Origin of the sequence: Pseudomonas sp. NPDC087346, assembly GCF_044744235.1 — a bacterium.
In the GTDB taxonomy this organism is placed as follows: Bacteria; Pseudomonadota; Gammaproteobacteria; order Pseudomonadales; family Pseudomonadaceae; genus Aquipseudomonas.
On record NZ_JBIUXX010000185.1, the window covers coordinates 1 to 1,146 of the forward strand.

Consider the following 1,146-nt stretch of genomic DNA (forward strand, 5'->3'; position numbering starts at 1 on the left):
TCGCTGTAGCCATTGCTTGAGTCGTGCCACGCGCAACAGCAATGGCAGAGACGGTTTTACATCCTCGCTCGGCAAATAATGCCGCTGGTAAACGCCCAGGCCGCTGCCGTCCTGCCCGGCGCTGACCCAACTGATGGTCCATCCACCATCGGCGGTCGCGGTGATGTTCGGCAGCGTCTGCTCACCGACAGTGAAGCTCTCGTTGACGAGCTGTTCAACGCCCTGTTTGTTACCGACTGCATCGTAGCGCTGTTGATAAATATCATTGCCCGAGGTGCCACTGAGCTGGTTGTTGCTTTGCCAGGCCACCACCCAGCCACCGCCCTTCAGTGCGGTGACCGCAGCCAGTTGCTGGTCGCCGGCCGTCACGGTATTGACTCGGTTTTCCGGTCCTTGGGCCAGTCCGTTTACATCGTAGCGCTGCTGGTAGATACCGACACCGCTGCCATCCTGCGTCTCACTGCCCCAACTCACCAGCCAGCCGCCATCGGCCAGCCCGGTGATATCCGCGTTTGATTGCACACCTGTCGTGTAAGTATTACTGCGAGTTTCCACACCCTTTTTGCTGCCATCGGCGTTATAAGCTTGCATGAAGATGCCGCTGTCATCGCCCAGGCCGCCCCCCCCCCAAGCAATTACCCAGCCGCCATCAGTGAGGTAAGCGATGGTCGGCTGCCCGACATTATTGTTGGTGACGACAATGTTTGAGCCTAGGGTTACACCATTGGCATCGTAGACTTGGAATTTGGGGACGTAAATGCCCGAACTGTTATCCTCGAATATCACCACCCAGCCACCACCGGCTAGCCCAACCACATCGCTACGACCCTGCGCATTCAAGGTCTCTGCATTCACCCGAACTTCCGCGCCCACCTTGGTACCATTGGCATCATAGCGCTGCTGGTAAACGCCCCAGCCACTGCCGTCTTGCCCATCACTCGTCCAAGTCACAAGCCAGCCACCACCGGTCAGACCGACTACCCGCGAATTCCCCTGATTGTTCGCCGTGAAGGTATTGACCTGTGATTCCCCCCCCACGGCGACACCGGCAGCGTTGAAGCGCTGCTGATAAACACCCATGCCACTCCCGTCCTGCCCTACACTGTTCCAGGTCACCAACCAACCACCATCGACCAGGCTCGCCAT

1 protein-coding gene is annotated in these 1,146 nt (G+C 58.6%); it reads right to left on the reverse strand.

Annotation, left to right across the window (positions count from 1 at the left end; genetic code table 11):
* Positions 1-1,080, reverse strand: a 1,080-nt coding sequence (locus ACIOZM_RS31965; RefSeq protein ID WP_401221691.1) for a hypothetical protein, incomplete at its 3' end; no start/stop codon positions are given.
* Positions 1,081-1,146: the final 66 nt, after the last annotated feature.